Raw genomic sequence first — 18,002 nt, forward strand, 5'->3', positions numbered from 1 at the left:
GGCGCTGCGCCGGAGCGGGGATGTCCTCTGACCTGCTGCTGCGCTCAGTCATCGTTCTCGTCCGCCAGCGTGTGCTTCAGCTCTTCCGACAGCAGCAGCTGTGCACCGCGGGTGACGACACGTGCGTCGTCTTCCAGTGCCGGCGCGAGCCAGCCGTCCGGGCGCTGCGATTCGGCGGGCAGGGCCTGGCGGATGAATTCCTCCGGCTCGTCGTCGTCGCGCACATAGATCCACGGCAGGCCGGCGTACCAGACCACGGCGCTGTTCGGCACCAGATGCAGCACCGCGGTGCCGGTCACGCCGCGGGCGGCGAGGCGGGTGCCGGTGGGCAGCACGCGCTCGGTCTTGTACAGCCAGGTTTCGCCGGCCGCGTGCGCCAGGCTGCGCGGCGCCAGACCGATGCGCCGCGCCTCGATCGATTCTTCGCCGTCGGGCAGGCGCAGCTGCATGGTCGGCGGCGCGTCGCCGGCGCCGCGCAAGGCGATCGCCACCAGCGAGGCGCGGCGGTCGGCCAGCTTGTCCAGTTCACGCGGCGCTTCGCCGGAGGCGGTGCCGCCGAGTGCACCCCAGCCCTGCACCAGTCGCGCGTGCAGACCGTCGGCGCGGGCGCGCGCAGCGGCCAGTGCGCCACGGTCCTGTTCGGCCTGGCTGCGTGCGGTCTGCAATGCGCGCTCCGACGCGTTACGGTCGTCGCTGTACAGCGCCTGGATGCGGTCGCGCTCCGCCTCCGAGCGGGCCAGTTGCGAAGCCAGGCGGGCGATGTCGGCACGCGCTTCCTGCAGTTGCGCGCGCAGCGCGAACAGCGGTTCGACATCGAGTACGGCTGCCTGCGCCTCGCGCTCGGTGCCGGCGCGCACGGTCAGCGGCTGGCCGACTTCGATGCCGCTCGCCTTCTGCGCCGCGGCCGTCAGCTTGACGCTGCTCATGCCGCTCTCGTCGCGTTCGACCAGCGAGGGCACGGCGATGTCGTCGTCGGCCGGCGCTTCGTAGAGCTTCCATTCGTCGCGTGCGTAATAGATGAGCGCCCAGACCAGGGCAATGATGAGCAGACCCATCAGGAACATCGCGCGATGCGGTGTCAGTGCTTTCATGGCTGTCCTTCCGTGGCGGCGCCGGTGGCAAGCGGGCGCTGCATGGCGTCTTCGAGCGCGAGGCGCGAAGCCAGTGTGCGGGTGCGCGCCTGCAACAGCCGGATGTCGGCTTCGAGCAGGCGGGTGAGGGCGAGCACGCGGTCGAGCCGGTCGGCGTCGCCGCGGGTGAAGCGCTGTTCGGTACGGGTGAACTGCAGCCGCGCCTCGTCGTGTTCCGCTTCGGCGCCATCGGTATCGAGCGTGGCGGCCTTGACCCGGGCGCGCGCGAGGTCGAGCGCGGCGAGTGCCTGCGATTGCAGCAGCAGGAAGTCCTGGGCCGCGATTTCGCGACGTGCGACGGCTTCGGCGATCGGGCCGGCCTGGCGCTGCGCGGCGAACAGCGGCAGCGAGGCGCCGAGTTTCCAGACGGTCGCGCCCTGGTCCCACAGCAGACCGGGCTGCAAACGGATCTCCGGGTATTGCGCGCGCAGTTCCACCTGCAGGCCGGCTTCGGCGGCGGCGTGGCGAGCCAGCGCGCGGCGCAGATCGATGCGGTCCAGCGTCACCGCGCTGCGCAGCGCGTCGTCGGCGGGCAACGGCGGCGGCTGTTCGAACTCGTCGAAATCGAGCGTCAAGGCGTCGATCGCCGACAGCGGCAAGGCGAGCGCCTGCGCCAGTTCGCCGCGGGCGCGGATCTGCCGCTGCTCGGTCAGCACGTAGCGCGACTCGGCCTGCGCGGCGGCGGTGCGCGTCGTCGTCAGGTCGAGCGCGTCGGCGGCGCCGAGCTCGTAGCGCTTCTGCATCGCCGCCTGCGCGTCCAGCCAGCTCACGACCAGGCGGTCCAGCAGTTTCAGTTCTTCGCTGGCAGACCACAGTTCGAGCAGTGCGCGGCGCGCGTTGCTGCGTATCGTCCACGCGGCATCGGCTTCGTCGAGCAGTGCGCTGTCGGCCAGCAGGCGGGCGCGTTCTATGCGCGCCTCGCGCACCGACTGCCCGGTGATGGCGAGGTCGAGCGCCAGCCCGACGCTCCAGGCTGACTGGCCGGGGTCGCGTTCGTTGGTGCGTTCGATGTCCGGCGCCAGCGACATGCGCGGCTTCAGGCCGGCGGTCTGCAGCTCGGCGCGGGCGAGCTGGGCGCGGGCACGTGCTTGCGCGGTGGCCGGGTGACGGTCGAGGGCGGCCAGCACCAGTTGCTCGGGCGCCCATTTCGCCGGCGGCCATTGCGCGACATCCATATTGCGCTGCGCCAGGAAGTCGCGCGTCTGCGCATCGGTCAGCTGGCGTTGGCGGAATGCCGATTGCGACGCTTCGGGCTGCAGCGGCGCCGGCTCCACGTGGTGCATGGCACAACCGGACAGGGCCAGAAGCGTCAGCAGCAGTGGAAGAGGTGAGGTGAGGCGCTGCATCCTGATTTGTTATTCTGGGCCGCGTATGGACGCCGAATGCTAACGATGCTGACAGTTGAGTGCAAATCCGCAAGCGCCGTTGCCGGGCGCCTGTGGCGGTCGATGATGGGTGGGCTAATCGCGCTGACGGTGAGCGCTTCGATGGCGGCGGAGACGCTGCCGATGAAGGAGCTCGCGCCGGGCGTGTTCGTGTTCAATGGGGTTACCGCCGAGCAGGATGCTCACAACCGCGGTGCGATTTCGAACCTCGGTTTCGTCGTCGGCAGTCGCTGCGTCGCGGTGATCGACACCGGCGGATCGCCGGCGGTCGGTGCCGCGCTGCGCGAGACCGTGCGACAGAAGACGGCGCTGCCGGTGTGCTACGTCATCAACACGCACGTGCACCCGGATCACCTGCTGGGCAATCAGGCCTTCGTCGCCGACAAGCCGGAATTCGTCGGCCACGCCAAGCTGCCGGCGGCCCTGGCGGCGCGCGGTCGCAACTACATCGCTTCGGCCGAGCGGCTGATGGGCGAAGCCGGGCGCGGGCTGGAGCTGGTCGCCCCGACGCGCACGGTCAGCGGCGAGGACACGCTGGACCTCGGCGGACGCGTGCTGCGTCTGCGCGCCTGGCCGACCGCGCACACCGACAACGACCTCACCGTGCTCGACGAAACGAGCGGCACGCTGTTCGCCGGCGACCTGCTGTTTGTCGGTCACATGCCGGTGGTCGACGGCAAGCTGCTGGGCTGGATCAAGGTGAACGCGCAACTCGCCGCACTCGACGTGAAGCGCGTCGTGTCCGGTCACGGTGACGCGGGCCCGGCGTGGCGGGATGCGTTTGCGAAACAGGGGAACTACCTGCAGGCCCTCGCCGATCAAACGAGAGCGGCAATCAAGGCCGGCCGCAAACTGGCGCAGGCGGCAGACGAGGTGGCGCGCGACCAGGTCGGCGATTGGGAGCTGGCCGACCTGTTCCACAAGCGCAACGTCACCGCGGCGTACGCCGAACTGGAGTGGGAAGATTGAGGCAGGTGGAGCGCTGTGCGCCTGCGCAGGATCGAAGCTGTAGGAGCGGTCTTCTGACCGCGACTGCGGCGTGTGTCGGTGCACGGCGGCCAGGCGACCTGGGTTACAGAACAATCGAGCGATCGGCGTCAGACTGATCGTCGCAGAGCAGTCCATCTGGAGGAGAAGAACATGAGTATTTCGCGCAGGCTTGCCTTTCTGCTGGCCGGCTTTCTGTGGGTCGCCGGTGTCCAGGCGGCCGACGACGGGTCCGACACGGCGATCTGGGGCAAGGTGAAGACGCTGCTGGTCGGTGATCGCCCGGTGATCGACGACACGGCCGGCAGCGTGATCGAACTGGAGGCACCAGTCCGCGCCGAGGACGCAGCGGTGGTGCCGCTGGCGGTACGCACGAAGCAGCAGCCGGGCGGCGTACATGTCAGCAAGGTGCACCTCGTGATCGACGAGAACCCGTCGCCGATCGGTGGCACCTTCACCTTTTCGCCCATTGCAGGGCGCGCCGACATCGAGACGCGGGTGCGCATCGAGGCTTACAGCTGGGTGCGCGCGCTGGCCGAAACCAGTGACGGCAAGGTCTATATGGCGCGCCGCTACGTGAAGGCGTCGGGCGGCTGTTCGGCGCCGGCCGGCAAGGATCAGGAAGAGGCGATGGCGCGCCTGGGCAAGATGAAGCTCAAGCTCGACGACGACGCCGTCGCCGGTCAGCCGAGCGCGGCACAGCTGATGATCAGTCACCCGAACAGTTCCGGTCTGGCGATGGACCAGCTGACGCGCCTCTACGTGCCGCCGCACTTCGTGCGCCGGGTCGAGGTGAGCTACGCCGGTGAGCCGGTGATGACCGCCGACGTCGATTTCTCGATCAGCGAAAACCCCAACTTCCGCTTCTGGTTCGTGCCCAAGGGCGAGGGCGAACTGAAGGCGGTCATCGTCGATTCGAAGGACCTGAAGTTCGAGAGCGCGGTGGCCATCCGGCCAGGCATGAAGGGCGGCAGCTGAGCGCCGCGGACAGGCAGTGTACGGCCGGCGACGCCGGCCGCAACGGGCATTACTTGATGAAGCAGCGCTTCTTTGACTCGGACACGATGCCCATGTATTTCTTGACCGCATCCTTGGTCTGGTCGGTGCCGCGGAACATGCCGCCGCGCTCACCGCTCATGCCCGACGAGCGGCTGAAGCTCGACAGTTCGACGTATTCGTCGTAGTTCAGCTTTTCGGCGATCTCGTCGATAAGGCACGAACACTTGTAGATGTATTCGTGGTTGTTGCCATAGGTCTGCAGGCATTCGAGCGCGAATTCGACGCGCGACGACGTCGGGTAGTCGTTCGCTGCAGAAGCCAGCCCCGGCGCGAGCAGGGCGGCGAGCGTGGCGACAGTGATCTGGAAACGATGGACGTTCAAACCGGTTCTCCTCAATTGTTATCGACGGACTTGTTATCTGCGAACCTCGGTGGCTCGGCCTCGTCGGGTGCAGAAAAGGCTAGCACAGCGCTGAAGACCACCGTCGGTATGCCCAAGTTTCGCGGGATTCTTTCCTTGTTGCGCGGCGCGGTCATCGCGATTTTCTGGTTCCTGCCCGCGGCGGTGCTGCAGGCGCAGACCTTGCCAGCGCTGACCGTGCGCACGCTGGCCGACGGCGTGCACGTGCTGCCGGCGCCGTCCTTCGAAGTGACGGCCGAAAACGCCGGCTTCGTCACCAATATCGGCGTGATCGAGGACGCGCGCGGTCTGGTGCTGATCGGCACCGGCACTAGCCACCGCTTCGCGCAGCACCTGAAGACCTTTGTCGAATCGCGATTCGGCAAACCGGTGATCGCTGCGGTCAATCTGTACGGCGGCGGCGACCACGTGCTGGGCAACGGTTTTTTTGTGTCACGGGGTGTGCCGGTTGCGGCGCAGATTGAAACAGACCGCTTCATCCGGGCCAGTTGCCACACCTGTGTCGAGCGCCTGACCGCGGCACTGGGCGAAAATATGATGTCGAGTACCGAACCGACACCGGCGACGGTAGTGTTTGAAAGCACGGGCCATCTGCCCGGCGTTTCGCGCAGGCTGAAGCTGCTTCATTTCGGCCACACCTTCCAGCCCGGTGCGACGGCGCTGCTCGACGAGGCGACGGGAACGCTTTTTGCCGGCGAGCTGGGCGCCGCGCGCTATCTGCCCGATCTGTACAACGCGCAGGAGCGCGGCTGGCGCGACGCGCTGGCGCAGCTGGGCCGGATGGACGTGAAGCAGGTGGTGCCGGCGCACGGTGCACCGGGTGGCCGCGAGGTGCTGGAGGCGCCACGTCGCTACCTCGATACGCTGATCGCGCAGGTCGATACGCTGTTCGAGCAGGGCGTGTCGCTGCTTGAATCGCTGGAGAAGGTCGAGGCCGTCGGCTTCAATGACTGGTACGGGTACTCGGTGTGGCACCGGCGGAACGTGCATTTCGCCTACCTGCACCGGGAGCAGGGCGAGTTCGGCGCACTGACGGACAAGGGCGCAGGACCGGAAGAAGGACAGCACTGAACAATGCGAGGGCGTCGGTACAGGCGCCCCGAAAACTACATCGCGGACAAAAGCGAAGAAGTCACGCACAACGAACTGACTGAAGAGGATCACCGTAAATGTCGGAACCGTTTTCCATCCCGCTGGAACAGATGCGCCGCATGGTCAAGCCGACGCCCAAGGGGCGCGCGCTTGATCAGCAGGCGGTGGACGAGGTCCGTGCGCTGCTCGGCAGGATGCCGCGCCGCCGCGACCTGCTGATCGAGTGCCTGCACCTGCTGCAGGACAATATCGGTGCCGTCCACGCCCGCCATCTGGCTGCCCTGGCGGCGGAGCTGAAGATGTCGCAGGCCGAGGTGTACGAGGTCGCGACCTTCTATCACCACTTCGACGTGGTCCGCGAAGGCGAAGCCGCGCCGCCGGAACTGACGGTGCGCGTCTGCGAAACGCTGTCGTGCGCGATGGCCGGTGCCGACGAACTGCTGCACAAGCTGCCGGGCATCCTCGGCACCAAGGTGCGCGTCATTCCGGCGCCCTGTGTCGGTCGCTGCGAACAGGCACCGGTGGTCGTGGTCGGCCAGAACGCGCTCGGTGGCGCCACCGAGGCGGCGGTCAAGGCGGCGGTGAAGGCGAAGGAAACGACCGCGCCGGCACCGAAGTACATCGGCTACAAGGCCTATCTGAAGGCGGGCGGCTACCAGCTGTTCCGTGATCTGGTGGAAGGTCGTCGCGATCCGGAAACCGTGATCACCGCGATGGAGCACTCCGGCCTGCGCGGTCTCGGCGGCGCTGGTTTCCCGGCCGGCCGCAAGTGGCGCATCGTGCGCAGCGAAGCCGCGCCGCGCCTGATGGCTGTGAATATCGACGAAGGCGAACCCGGCACCTTCAAGGACCGCTGGTACCTCGAACGCGACCCGCACCGCTTCCTCGAAGGCATGCTGATCGCCGCCTACTGCGTCGGCATCGGCGAGGTCTATATCTACCTGCGCGACGAGTACGCCCATGTGCGCGAACTGCTGCAGAAGGAACTGAAGAAGCTGCTGGCCGATCCGCCCTGTGCGCTGCCGCCCATCCACCTGCGCCGCGGCGCGGGCGCCTACATCTGCGGCGAAGAGTCGGCGATGATCGAGTCGATCGAAGGCAAGCGCGGCATGCCGCGCCTGCGTCCGCCGTACGTGGCCCAGGTCGGCCTCTTCAACTATCCGACCCTCGAACACAATATGGAAACCGTGTTCTGGGTGCGCGACATCGTCGAGAAGGGCCCGGAGTGGTTCTCCAGCCAGGGCCGCAACGGCCGCAAGGGCCTGCGCTCGTTCTCGGTGTCCGGCCGGGTGAAGAAGCCGGGCGTGCATCTGGCGCCGGCCGGCATCTCGGTCAAGGAGCTGATCGCCGAGTACTGCGGCGGCATGCTCGACGGCCACACCTTCTACGGCTACCTGCCGGGTGGCGCTTCGGGCGGCATCCTGCCGGCCTCGATGGGCGACATCCCGCTCGACTTCGACACGCTGCAGCCGCACGGCTGCTTCATCGGTTCGGCCGCGGTGATCATCCTGTCCGACAAGGACACGGCGACCGACGCCGCGCGCAGCATGATGCACTTCTTCGAGCACGAGTCCTGCGGCCAGTGCACGCCCTGCCGCGTCGGCACCTCGAAGATGAACACGCTGATCGACAAGCCGGTGTGGGACACCGCGCTGGTCGAGGAACTGTCGCAGACCATGGTCGATGCGTCGATCTGCGGTCTCGGGCAGGCGGCACCGAACCCGGTGCGCTGCGTGATCAAGTATTTCCCTGACGAAATCAAGTGAAGGGACGGCAACCCATATGAACGCACCTCTTGATCCCGCGGTCGCCGCGGAAAGTATTGAATTCACGCTCGACGGGCAGACGATGAAGGCCCGTGTGGGCGAAACCATCATCCAGGCGGCTGCCCGCCAGGGTGTGGACATCCCGCACCTCTGCTACAAGGACGGCTATCGCCCGGACGGCAACTGCCGCGCCTGCGTCGTCGAGATCGAAGGCGAGCGCGTGCTCGCCCCCAGCTGCTGCCGCGCGCCGACGCCCGGCATGAAGGTGAAGGCCGAATCCGAGCGCGCCGTGAAGGCGCAGAAGATGGTGGTCGAGCTGCTGCTGTCCGACATGCCCGAGAAGACCTACAAGCCGGATTCGGAACTGGCCTACTGGGCCGGCAAGCTCGGCGTGACCGACTCGCGCTTCGAAGCGCGCGAACAGCCGCCCTGCGACGAATCGCACCCGGCGATGAGCGTGAACCTCGACGCCTGCATCCAGTGCAACCGCTGCGTGCGCGCCTGCCGCGAAGAGCAGGGCAACGACGTGATCGGCTATGCCTTCCGCGGTTCGGACTCGAAGATCGTGTTCGACCAGGACGACCCGATGGGCGCCTCGACCTGCGTCGCCTGCGGCGAATGCGTGCAGGCCTGCCCGACCGGCGCGCTGATGCCAGCCGGCGGTGTCGGCATGGTGAAGGCCGACAAGAAGGTCGATTCGGTCTGCCCGTATTGCGGCATCGGCTGCCAGCTGACCTATCACGTCAAGGACGACAAGATCCTGATGGTGACCGGCCGTGACGGCCCGGCCAACGAGGAACGCCTGTGCGTTAAAGGCCGTTTCGGCTTCGACTACGCGCGCCACCCGCAGCGTCTGACCAAGCCGCTGATCCGCCGCGCCGACGCGCCCAAGCACAAGGACTTCGTGGTCGATCCGGCCAATCCGCTGACCGCCTTCCGCGAAGCCACGTGGGAAGAGGCGCTGGCGCTGGCCTCGGGCAAGCTGCGCGAAATCCGCGACAGCAAGGGGCCGAACGCGCTGGCCGGCTTCGGCTCGGCCAAGGGATCGAACGAAGAGGCCTACCTGTTCCAGAAGCTGGTGCGTACCGGCTTCGGCACCAACAACGTCGACCACTGCACCCGCCTGTGCCACGCCTCGTCGGTCGCCGCACTGCTTGAAGCGGTCGGTTCCGGCGCAGTGTCCAACCCGGTGCGCGACGTGCTGCATTCGGAAGTGATCTTCCTGATCGGCTCGAACCCGCTGGTGAATCACCCGGTCGGCGCGACCTGGATGAAGAACGCAGTGCGCAACGGCGCGAAGCTCATCGTGTGCGACCCGCGTCGCAACGACCTGCAGCGCTACGCAACCCACTTCCTGCAGTTCAAGCCGGACACCGACGTGGCCATGCTGAACGCGATGATGCACACCATCATCGAAGAGGGCCTGGTCGACGAAGCCTTCGTCAATGACCGCACCTCCGGCTTCGAGGAACTGAAGAAGAACGTGGCCGACTTCTCGCCCGAGAAGATGGCCAAGATCTGCGGCATCCCGGCGGAAACGCTGCGCGAGGTCGCGCGCATGTTCGCCACCTCCAAGGCCTCGATGATCCTTTGGGGCATGGGCGTGTCGCAGCACGTGCACGGCACCGACAACGCGCGCTGCCTGATTTCGCTGGTCATGATGACCGGCCAGATCGGTCGCCGCGGCACCGGCCTGCATCCGCTGCGCGGCCAGAACAACGTGCAGGGCGCGTCCGACGCCGGTCTGATCCCGATGGTGTTCCCGGACTACCAGGCGGTCGGCAACCAGACCATCCGCCAGAAGTTCGAAGAACTGTGGGGCACGACGCTGGACCCGAATCCGGGCCTGACCGTGGTCGAGATCATGGACGCCATCCACGCCGGCAAGCTGCACGGCTGCTACATCATGGGCGAGAACCCGGCGATGTCCGACCCGGACGTCGACCACGCCCGCGACGCGCTGGCCAAGCTCGACTGGCTGGTCGTGCAGGACATCTTCCTGACCGAAACCGCCTACTTCGCCGACGTGGTGCTGCCGGCCTCGGCCTTCCCCGAGAAGACCGCGACCTTCACCAACACCGACCGCCAGGTGCAGCTGGGCCGCGCCGCCATCAACCCGCCGGGCGACGCCCGTCAGGATCTGTGGATCATCCAGGAAATGGCCCGTGGCCTGGGTCTGGACTGGAACTACGGCGGTTCGAAGGACGTGTTCAACGAAATGCGCAAGGCGATGCATTCGATCGCCGGCATCACCTGGGAACGTCTGGAGGCCGAGCATTCGGTCACCTACCCGTGCGAGAACGAGGGCGACCCGGGCGACGAAGTGGTGTTCATCGACAAGTTCCCGACGCCCAACGGCCGCGCCAAGCTGGTACCGGCCAAGCTCATCACCGCCAACGAGAAGCCGGACGCCGAGTACCCGATGGTGCTCATCACCGGCCGTCAGCTGGAGCACTGGCACACCGGCTCGATGACCCGTCGCGCGTCGGTGCTCGACAGCATCGAGCCGATCGCTACCGTCACCGTGCATCCGGACGACGTCGCGAAGCTGAAGGTGAAGGCAGGCGATGTGGTCACCGTCGAATCCCGCCGCGGCAAGATCGCACTGTACGTGCGCATCGATCCGCACGTGCCGGTCGGTTCCGTGTTCATTCCGTTCGCGTACTACGAAGCGGCAGCGAACATGCTGACCAACCCGGCACTCGACCCGTTCGGCAAGATTCCGGAGTTCAAGTACTGCGCCGTGCGTCTGAAGAAGGGCGGCACGCCGACCCAGCTGTCGACTTACGGCGGTGGACAGGCGAAGCCGGTGACGGCGTAAGCGCAAGCTGCAGCAGTGAAGACCGGGGCCTTGAGCCCCGGTTTTTTTTGGTCATGCGTCGGCGAGCGCTCCTGTAGGAGGGGTCTTCTGACCCCGACAGCGGCCAGTATCGAAGGCTGTGCAACCGGCATCGGCCCTGTCGCGGCCAAGGCCGCTCCCACGGAAGCTGCGCTCGACCCACGGCCGGAGCTTGGCTGGGGTTCTGTGGGAGGAGTCTTCTGACCCCGACAGCGGCCGGGATCGAAGGCTGTGCGGCCGGCATCGGCCCTGTCGCGGCCAAGGCCGCTCCCACGGAAGCTGCGCTCGACCCACGGCCGGAGCTTGGCTGGGGTTCTGTGGGAGGAGTCTTCTGACCCCGACAGCGGCCGGGATCGAAGGCTGTGCGGCCGGCATCGGCCCTGTCGCGGCCAAGGCCGCTCCCACGGAAGCTGCGCTCGACCCACGGCCGGAGCTTGGCTGGGGTTCTGTGGGAGGGGTCTTCTGACCCCGACCGCGGCGCTGGCGTCCTCGCCTGCCTTGACCCGCGCTCCGCATTTCGCATACCCTGCGCTCGCCTCAGGTGCCCCGCACAGCGTCCGCTGCAAGGGGTGAAACGGGAAGTCCGGTGCGCAGCCGCATTCGCGGTCTGCTATTCCGGCGCTGCCCCCGCAACGGTAAGCGAGTCGTAGCGATCCATTCAGCCACTGTGCCTTCGGCACGGGAAGGCGGATCGCACATATCCCCTCGTGAGCCCGGAGACCGGCCTGGCGCAATGGGTCTTTCGACCCGACGACCGATGGCTGCGGTGGGCGGCCTGGGGCGCATGCGTTCGCTCGGCCGTGTTGCGGCCGTCCTATCCGTTCCTGTGCGTTTCTCGCGCGGCCTGCCGTGCGCCATCGGATTTTCTGCACTTCGCCGGCGGGTGATGCCGGCACTGCACGGAGGTCTGCATGCGCACCACACTTTCCACCCTCATCGCCCTGTCCGGCTTCGCGCTGGCGGGTTCCGCACACGCCGGGCCGTTCGCGCCGGCGGCCGGCAGCGCCGGCTCCATCGCCATCCACAAGGACAGCGCTGCCTTCGTCCAGTGGGCCACCGGCTACTCGGACTACCAGCCCGGCCCGAACGTCGACGCCGCCTGGAAGAACCCGGCCGAAGGCCTGGGCAAGGCCGAAGGCACCTCGACTGACGTCGTCGTGCTGGGCGACGGCGGCCGCATCACGCTGACGTTCGACGGCTACATCACGAATGGCGCCGGCGCCGATTTCGCGGTGTTCGAGAACAGCTTCAGCAATACCTTCCTCGAACTGGCCTTCGTCGAGGTGTCGTCCAACGGCACCGACTTCTTCCGCTTCCCGAACTACTCCTTCACACCCAGCCCCGTATCCGGCTTCGGCACCATCGACCCGACCAATATCGACGGCCTGGCCGGCAAGTACCGCGCCGGCTACGGCACGCCGTTCGATCTCGACCTGCTGAGCGGCATCGCCGGCCTGGACGTGAACAAGGTGCAGTACGTGCGCCTGATCGACGTGGTCGGCAATGGCTCGACTTTCGACAGCTACCCGGCGGCCTACGGCGGCCCGCACCCGATCTACGACCCGTACCCGACCAGCGGCAGCAGCGGCTTCGACCTCGACGCGGTGGGCGTCATCCACTACGCCGCTTTCGACGCGCAGACACCGCCGGTGCCGGAGCCTTCGCAGTGGGCGATGTATGCCGCCGCGCTCGGCCTGCTGTCCGTCATCGTCCGTCGCAACCGCGCCTGAACGGCGCCGCACCAGGAACACCACACATGAATATCCGCACGCTTGCACTCTCGCTCTGCGCACTCGCCCTGAGCCAACCGGCCGCCGCGGTCAGCGTATCGACCTTCGACGACTTGACGCTGACCCCCGACAGCGTCTTCTTCCCGAAGACCAGCACCACCTTCACCAGTGGTGCCGCCACCTTCAACCACAGCTTCAACGACTGGGGTGGCGACTGCTGCCACACCGACTGGGTCTATTCCAACCAGACCGACACCACCACCGAGGGCTATCTGAACCAGCACAGCGCCATCGCCGGCGGCGGCGCCGAAGGCTCGGCCAACTACGCGGTGGCCAATATCGGCGCGCCAGTGGCGAGCTTCGCCGCGCCGGTGAATGTGCTGGGCGCATGGTTCACCAACAGCACCTATGCCGCGCTGTCGATGCTCAACGGCGACGGCTTCGCCAAGCAGTTCGGCGGGGCGGCCGGCAGTGATGCCGACTGGTTCATGCTCACCGTCACCGGCCTCGACAGCTTCGGCCAGAGCACCGGCAGCGTGGACTTCATGCTTGCCGACTACCGCTTTGCCGACAGCGCCGACGACTACATCGTCACCGACTGGCGCTGGGTCGACCTGAGCGCGCTGGGCACGGTGAGCAGTCTGCAGTTCGCGCTCGCATCCAGCGACAACGGCGCCTTCGGCATGAACACGCCGGCCTATTTCGCGATGGATAACCTCGCGGTCGCCGCCGTGCCGGAACCCGAACAGGCGGCGCTGCTGCTTGCCGGCCTGGCGCTGGTCGGTGCCGTCGCCCGCCGCCGCATGGCCTGAGTCATACCTTGAGTCATGCCCGGCTTCGCCCTGTGGGCGAAGCCGGTGCTGAGGCCATTTTCATGAACATCTTCTTCCGGCAAGCGCTGGCGGCCCTCGCGTGTCTACCCGCCATGCAGGCTCACGCCGACGAGCCCTTCCGGCTCGACGAAATCGTCATCAGCGCGCCGTCGGCCGATGACACGCTGCGCGCGGTGCCGCACGGCGTGTCGGTCATCACCGCGGACGACATCGAGCGTGCCGGTGCGCAGGGCATGGGCGAACTGCTCAGCCGTGAAGCCGGCCTCAACCTGCAGAGCTATTTCGGCCGCGACAAGGGCGCCACCGTCGACATGCGCGGCCTGGGCGCGACCGCGGTGAGCAATGTGCTGGTGCTGGTCGACGGCGTGCGCCTTAATGCCGACGATCTGTCGGGCGCGGACCTGTCTTCGGTTTCGCTGTCGCAGGTCGAGCGCATCGAAGTGCTGCGCGGCGCCGGGGCGGTGCGCCATGGCGACGGTGCGGTCGGCGGCATCGTGCACATCCAGACCCGGCGCCCGCGGCCCGGGCCGCTCACCGGTCAGCTCGATCTGCGCGCTGGCGCCTGGGGCACCCGCGAAGCGCGGCTGCGCGCAGCCGGCGGCACTGGGCCGCTGGCAGCCAGTGTCACATTGAGCCGGCAGGACAGCGACGGCTACCGTGACAACGATCGCTACGCCGCGCGCGACAGCGCGGTCGAGCTAAGTCTGCTGCCTGAGGGCGCGTGGTCCTTCATCGACCTCAGCCTGCGCGCGGCGCGCCACATCGACGAGTACGGCCTGCCGGGGCCAGTCAGCGCCGAAGCCTTCCGCGGTAGCAGTGCGCGAAGACGGGGCAGCAGCGCCTCACCGCTCGATGGCGGCAGCACCGACGACCGCACGCTGGGCGCCCGGCTGCGTGCCGATTTCGGCGACGCCGGGCTGTTCACCGTGCAGTTCGACCACCGCGACCGCGAGAACCCTTACTTCATCGGTGCGCAAGGCGGCACCTCGCTGGCCGACCAGCGCAACGTGATCGACGCCACCCGGCGCGATCTGCGCCTGACGCACGAACTGGGCATCGACGCCTTCGGTCAGCGGCACGACCTGGCATTCGGCTACGTCAGCCAGTCGTCCGACTACCTGCGGCGCGAGAACGGCGACTTCGTGGTCGGAAACTCGACCCGGCGCAGCGGTGAACTGAATGGCCACGCGGGCTGGGCCGAAGGTGTGTTCAGGCTGGGGCAGGGCGTCAGCGTCAACGCCGGCCTGCGCCACGACCGCGCCGAGAGTCGCACCGCGGGCAGCCGCTACACGCGCGAGTGCCAGTACATCTTCATTCCGTTTCCGGTCGAAGTGCCCGGCAGCTGCGTGAACGCATTCCGCGCCACCGACGCCACCGCATCGGACTGGCGCAACCGGGCGAGCGAACTGGGGGCGAGCTGGCAGCTGTCGCCGGCACTGACCGTGTTCGCCGCGGACAGCCGTCACTTCCGCAACCCGAACGTCGATGAACTCGCACTCGCGGCGGCCGACCTGCGCCCGCAGAGCGGCCGCACGCGCGAAGCGGGTTTGCGCGTGCGTGGGAAAACGGTCGAGTTCGGCGCCACGGTCTATCGCATGCGAATCGAGGACGAAATCTACTTTGACAGCGCCAGCGGCCTGAGCGTGAATCGCAACTACGAACTGCCCACGGTGCGCACCGGCGTCGAGATCGATCTGCGCTGGCGCATCCGGCCCGGTGTGCTGTTTGCCACCAACGCCGGCTACGTGCAGCCGCGCTTCGAAGGCAGCGACGCCGACGTGCCGCTGGTGCCGCGCCGCACCGCCAACGCCCGCGTCGAATGGACGCCGGCCGATGCGCAGCGCTTCACCCTGAGCGCCCGCCACGCCGGCCGCCGCTTCGACGGCAACGACCTCGACAACCGCAGCTTCGCTCCGCTGCCGTCCTACACCGTGTTCGACCTCGCATTCAGCACCCGCGCCGGCGCCGCGACCTGGTCGGCCGGCATCAACAACCTGTTCGACAAGGTGTATTCGACGCTTGCCTACAGCAATACCTACTACCCCATGCCCGAGCGAGCGGCCTGGGTGGCGGTGAGCTGGAAGATGTAGGTTTTCGGCACGCTGTCGATCTGAGCAGATACAAGCGGTTCTCGGACTGCGGCTGCGACCGTGTATCGGGCTGACAGTAGCTGATCCTGTTGCGGCGCGGGACCACGCTCGCGTCAGCCGTGCAGGACGCGCTCGCTGCGCTGGGCGAAATAGAACCACTCGTTGCCCGGTGTGGCGCCCGGATTCGGGAAGACGATGAAGCCGTCGCGTCGGGCGCGCACTTCGCTGCCGTCCTCTCGCGTGCCGATCAGGTCACCGGCCGACACCGGATCGAAGCTGGCCCAGGGGCGCGCGAAGGTGTCGCCGGCGTGCAGCCGGTCGATCACTTCGACCAGCTTCAGCAGTTCGCAGTCGGAGCGCGCGGGCGGCGGTGTGTCGTCGGTGAGGCCGAGGTGGGCGAGCGTGTTGCGGATCGCACGCCAGGCGAAATCGGGCGCGGACGGGTCTTCGTGCTGGCCGCATTCGAGCGTGATCGCGTAACCGCCCATGCGGCGCATGTATTCGGTGGTGCCGACGCCGTAGTCGGGGTCCGTGCTGAGCAGTTGCGCGCGCTCGGTCGGCGCGGTGCGCGCGAGCCGGGTGCGCACGCCGGTTGCATAGGTGTCCAGCCAGCCCTCGACCAGGCGACGCGCACCGAGGCGCAGCGCCACCGCCTCTTCGGCTGCGGCGTGGGCGAAGGGTTCGAGCGGGCCGGTGTTGTCCTGCGGGCCCAGCATGGCGAAGGGCTCGCCGCCGGTGTGGAAGGAATGCAGGTCGAGCAGCACCTCGTGCGCCGCCAGCAGCGGACACAGTGCGTTGGCGATGCGGTCCTCGTAGTCCTGCGGAGCCTCCTTCGGGCCGAGATTGCGGTTCAGGTTGCGGTCGCCCGCCCGCTGACCGCGCAGATAGGCGAGCGGGTTGGTGACCGGCACGAAGGTGACCGAGCCGCGCAGGATGCGCAGCTCGCCGCGGTCGAGTTCGCCAAGGACGCGGGCGATGCCCTGGGTGCCGCAGGTTTCGTTGCCGTGCACGGCGCCGAGCACGATCAGTTTCGGGCCGGCTTCGAGGCCGTGGTAGCAGTGGGTGCGCAGGCTGGTCAGGTTCATGAGCTGCAGGACAGTGCGGAACAGCCGGGCTTGTTGCGCGCCCATTCCGGGCGGCGGCCGGCGAGGTCGTCGAATTCCGGCTGTTCGTCGTAGGGGCGCTGCATCATCTTCAGCAGGCGCTCGATCATGCCGGTGTCACCGGCGGTGGCATCGTCGATCGCACGCTGGGCGAGCCAGTTGCGGACGATGTACTTCGGATTGGTCGCGTTCATGCGGGCGATGCGTGCGGCATCCGGCTCGCCGCCCGCGGTGACGCGTTGCGCCCACTGCTGCAGCCAGCCGAGCAGCTCGCGGCCATGCTCGGGCGACGGCCCTTCGCCACTGTAGAAGGCTTCGTGCAGCGGAGCGAGCGCTGCCGCGTCGCCCGCCGCCGCGGCAGCGAGCGGCACGTCGGCGAGGCGACGGAAGAAGATCGTGAAGTCGCACTCTTCGTGCTGCAGCAGCTGGAACAGACGGCTGCGCATGTCCTGCTCGGCGTCGTCACCGGGTGCCGGCAGCGGCAGGCCGAGCTTGTTGGCCAGCATCGCGGTCCAGCCGTCGGCGAAGGTCTGTTCGTAGCGTTCGAGCGCGGCGTCGATGGCGTCGCGGTCGTCGATCAGCGGCGCCAGCGCGGCGGCCAGGCGGGTGAGGTTCCAGTAGCCGATCTGCGGCTGGCGGCCGTAGCAGTAGCGACGACCCTGGGCGTCGGTGGTGTTCGGCGTCCACATCATGTCCACGCCTTCGAGCCAGCCGTAGGGGCCGTAGTCGATGGTCAGGCCGAGGATGGACATGTTGTCGGTGTTCATGACGCCATGCACGAAGCCGACGCGCATCCAATCCACCATCAGCGTCGCGGTGCGGCGGCAGATTTCCGAGAACCACTCGGCGTATGAGCCGATGCCCGGGTAGTGATGCGTCATCACCCAGTCGGCGAGCTGGCGCAGCAGCGGCAGTTCCTGCTCCGAGGTCAGGATTTCGAAGTGGCCGAAGCGCACGAAGCTCGGCGCGACGCGGCAGACGATGGCGCCGGGCTCGTACTCCGGACGCCCGTCGTAGAACATGTCCCGCACCACCTGGTCGCCGGTGGCGACCAGACTCAGCGCGCGCGTGGTCGGAATGCCGAGGTGGAACATCTCTTCGCTGCACAGGAATTCGCGCACCGACGAACGCAGTACTGCGCGGCCATCGGCGCGGCGCGAGTAGGGGGTCGGTCCGGCGCCCTTCAGTTGCAGTTCCTGCCGCTGACCGTGGATGTCGAACATTTCGCCCAGCGTGATGGCGCGGCCGTCGCCGAGCTGGCCGGCCCAGTTGCCGAACTGGTGGCCGCCGTAGCGCGCGGAGTAGGGCTGCATGCCGGGCAGCACGCGGTTGCCGGCCAGTGCCTCGACCGCCGCGTCGACCCGCGCCGGGCGGGCGAGGCCGAGCTGGGCGCCGAGCACGTCGGACCAGGCCAGCAGTGCGGGCGCGGCCACCGGCGTCGGCGGCGTGAAGGTATACGACGCGTTGCGCACCTGGCGGGAGCGGATGAGGTCCGATGGATCCGCCGGCAGGCTGCGTACGAACAGGTTGTCGAACTCGATCTCGTCGAGTCGTTTGTGTGCGGCTGACATGGATGCGCTGGTACGTGCGGAAGACTGCATTGTGAGCGAAGCGACGGCGCGCGGGT

At 67.7% G+C, this 18,002-nt stretch carries 13 protein-coding genes and 1 riboswitch; of the genes, 8 read left to right on the plus strand and 5 right to left on the minus strand.

The window, feature by feature from the left end; genetic code table 11:
• Positions 1-44: 44 nt before the first annotated feature.
• Both IV112_RS04330 and IV112_RS04335 read right to left on the minus strand, forming a co-directional pair.
• A complete protein-coding gene (locus IV112_RS04330) occupies positions 45-1,091 on the minus strand; it encodes a hypothetical protein (protein WP_304001187.1) in 1,047 nt (348 codons plus the stop codon).
• Positions 1,088-2,476, minus strand: coding sequence for a TolC family protein (locus IV112_RS04335; RefSeq protein WP_304001188.1), 1,389 nt, complete (start codon positions 2,474-2,476; stop codon positions 1,088-1,090). The genes IV112_RS04330 and IV112_RS04335 overlap by 4 nt, the downstream gene beginning before the upstream one ends.
• 102 nt (positions 2,477-2,578) lie before the next feature.
• Here IV112_RS04335 and IV112_RS04340 point away from each other — a divergent pair, with 102 nt between their 5' ends.
• Positions 2,579-3,484 (plus strand): quinoprotein relay system zinc metallohydrolase 2, encoded by a 906-nt coding sequence (locus tag IV112_RS04340; protein ID WP_304001189.1) that lies wholly within the window; start codon positions 2,579-2,581, stop codon positions 3,482-3,484.
• 171 nt (positions 3,485-3,655) lie between these two features.
• Positions 3,656-4,480 carry a quinoprotein dehydrogenase-associated SoxYZ-like carrier gene (locus IV112_RS04345; RefSeq protein ID WP_304001190.1) on the plus strand — a complete coding sequence of 275 codons (825 nt, stop codon included), beginning with the start codon at positions 3,656-3,658 and terminating at the stop codon, positions 4,478-4,480.
• Positions 4,481-4,529: 49 nt separating this feature from the next.
• Here IV112_RS04345 and IV112_RS04350 read toward each other — a convergent pair whose 3' ends face one another.
• Complete coding sequence (locus tag IV112_RS04350; RefSeq protein ID WP_304001191.1) at positions 4,530-4,883, minus strand: hypothetical protein; 354 nt, start codon at positions 4,881-4,883, stop codon at positions 4,530-4,532.
• A gap of 108 nt (positions 4,884-4,991) precedes the next feature.
• Between IV112_RS04350 and IV112_RS04355 the strand changes: the two genes are divergently transcribed.
• From IV112_RS04355 to IV112_RS04380, 6 genes are all read left to right on the plus strand, one after another.
• On the plus strand, positions 4,992-5,993 hold the full coding sequence (locus IV112_RS04355) for an MBL fold metallo-hydrolase (RefSeq protein ID WP_304001192.1): 1,002 nt from the start codon (positions 4,992-4,994) through the stop codon (positions 5,991-5,993).
• A 98-nt stretch (positions 5,994-6,091) separates the two neighbouring features.
• On the plus strand, positions 6,092-7,780 hold the full coding sequence (locus IV112_RS04360; protein ID WP_304001193.1) for an NAD(P)H-dependent oxidoreductase subunit E: 1,689 nt from the start codon (positions 6,092-6,094) through the stop codon (positions 7,778-7,780).
• Between the two features lie 16 nt (positions 7,781-7,796).
• The gene (gene fdhF / locus IV112_RS04365; RefSeq protein ID WP_304001194.1) at positions 7,797-10,601 is read left to right on the plus strand and encodes a formate dehydrogenase subunit alpha; all 2,805 of its coding nucleotides are present in this window, start codon (positions 7,797-7,799) and stop codon (positions 10,599-10,601) included.
• Between the two features lie 540 nt (positions 10,602-11,141).
• A riboswitch (cobalamin riboswitch) is annotated at positions 11,142-11,362 on the plus strand.
• A gap of 168 nt (positions 11,363-11,530) precedes the next feature.
• Positions 11,531-12,349, plus strand: a complete 819-nt coding sequence (locus tag IV112_RS04370) for a PEP-CTERM sorting domain-containing protein (RefSeq protein WP_304001195.1) — start codon at positions 11,531-11,533, stop codon at positions 12,347-12,349.
• A 26-nt stretch (positions 12,350-12,375) separates the two neighbouring features.
• Positions 12,376-13,161: a DUF4465 domain-containing protein gene (locus tag IV112_RS04375; protein WP_304001196.1), complete on the plus strand. Its 786-nt coding sequence runs from the start codon at positions 12,376-12,378 to the stop codon at positions 13,159-13,161.
• Positions 13,162-13,223: 62 nt separating this feature from the next.
• On the plus strand, positions 13,224-15,272 hold the full coding sequence (locus IV112_RS04380) for a TonB-dependent receptor (protein WP_304001197.1): 2,049 nt from the start codon (positions 13,224-13,226) through the stop codon (positions 15,270-15,272).
• A 113-nt stretch (positions 15,273-15,385) separates the two neighbouring features.
• On the opposite strand, the gene IV112_RS04385 is transcribed toward IV112_RS04380, so the two are convergent.
• Positions 15,386-16,357 (minus strand): succinylglutamate desuccinylase/aspartoacylase domain-containing protein, encoded by a 972-nt coding sequence (locus IV112_RS04385; RefSeq protein ID WP_304001198.1) that lies wholly within the window; start codon positions 16,355-16,357, stop codon positions 15,386-15,388.
• Complete coding sequence (locus IV112_RS04390) at positions 16,354-17,946, minus strand: protein adenylyltransferase SelO (protein WP_304001199.1); 1,593 nt, start codon at positions 17,944-17,946, stop codon at positions 16,354-16,356. Before IV112_RS04390 ends, IV112_RS04385 begins: the two co-directional genes overlap by 4 nt.
• Between the last annotated feature and the right edge of the window lie 56 nt (positions 17,947-18,002).

It is taken from the genome of Methyloversatilis discipulorum, assembly GCF_018780585.1.
GTDB classification, from domain to species: domain Bacteria; phylum Pseudomonadota; class Gammaproteobacteria; order Burkholderiales; family Rhodocyclaceae; genus Methyloversatilis; species Methyloversatilis discipulorum_B.

What these genes read in the sequence shown, in the direction of transcription:
- IV112_RS04330 (WP_304001187.1), bottom strand. Translation starts at nt 1,091, where the DNA reads ATGAAAGCACTGACACCGCATCGCGCGATGTTCCTGATGGGTCTGCTC.
- IV112_RS04335 (WP_304001188.1), bottom strand. Translation starts at nt 2,476, where the DNA reads ATGCAGCGCCTCACCTCACCTCTTCCACTGCTGCTGACGCTTCTGGCC.
- IV112_RS04340 (WP_304001189.1), top strand. Translation starts at nt 2,579, where the DNA reads ATGATGGGTGGGCTAATCGCGCTGACGGTGAGCGCTTCGATGGCGGCG.
- IV112_RS04345 (WP_304001190.1), top strand. Translation starts at nt 3,656, where the DNA reads ATGAGTATTTCGCGCAGGCTTGCCTTTCTGCTGGCCGGCTTTCTGTGG.
- IV112_RS04355 (WP_304001192.1), top strand. Translation starts at nt 4,992, where the DNA reads ATGCCCAAGTTTCGCGGGATTCTTTCCTTGTTGCGCGGCGCGGTCATC.
- IV112_RS04360 (WP_304001193.1), top strand. Translation starts at nt 6,092, where the DNA reads ATGTCGGAACCGTTTTCCATCCCGCTGGAACAGATGCGCCGCATGGTC.
- fdhF (WP_304001194.1), top strand. Translation starts at nt 7,797, where the DNA reads ATGAACGCACCTCTTGATCCCGCGGTCGCCGCGGAAAGTATTGAATTC.
- IV112_RS04370 (WP_304001195.1), top strand. Translation starts at nt 11,531, where the DNA reads ATGCGCACCACACTTTCCACCCTCATCGCCCTGTCCGGCTTCGCGCTG.
- IV112_RS04375 (WP_304001196.1), top strand. Translation starts at nt 12,376, where the DNA reads ATGAATATCCGCACGCTTGCACTCTCGCTCTGCGCACTCGCCCTGAGC.
- IV112_RS04380 (WP_304001197.1), top strand. Translation starts at nt 13,224, where the DNA reads ATGAACATCTTCTTCCGGCAAGCGCTGGCGGCCCTCGCGTGTCTACCC.
- IV112_RS04385 (WP_304001198.1), bottom strand. Translation starts at nt 16,357, where the DNA reads ATGAACCTGACCAGCCTGCGCACCCACTGCTACCACGGCCTCGAAGCC.
- IV112_RS04390 (WP_304001199.1), bottom strand. Translation starts at nt 17,946, where the DNA reads ATGTCAGCCGCACACAAACGACTCGACGAGATCGAGTTCGACAACCTG.